Source organism: Pseudomonas sp. BJa3, from assembly GCF_026343815.1.
Lineage (GTDB): Bacteria > Pseudomonadota > Gammaproteobacteria > Pseudomonadales > Pseudomonadaceae > Aquipseudomonas > Aquipseudomonas soli.
In genome coordinates, this window is sequence record NZ_JAOXMC010000616.1 from 1 (window position 1) to 229 (window position 229).

At 71.6% G+C, this 229-nt stretch carries 1 protein-coding gene; it reads right to left on the reverse strand.

The genetic code is table 11. From position 1 onward, the window contains the following. The coding region (locus OH705_RS29010; protein ID WP_267303674.1) for a hypothetical protein at window positions 1–229 on the reverse strand (229 nt) is incomplete at both ends.

Here is a 229-nt window from a genome sequence, read left to right on the forward strand (position 1 = left end):
GGCGGCCGCGATCGAGGCCGCGTCGCCGACCTTGGCGAACGAGCCTGAGCCGGACTGGTCGACGTTGGCCACGGTGCCGTCATAAGCGTCGAGGGCAGCGAGCCGGACCCGGCCGCCCTGGGGCAGGCCGGAGACGGTGAACAGCACCGAGTCCCGCTGGTCCTTGACGAAGCTGCGGAAGCCCGAGAGCGGGCTCACGTAGTTGTGCGGGTCGAAGGGCGGCACCACG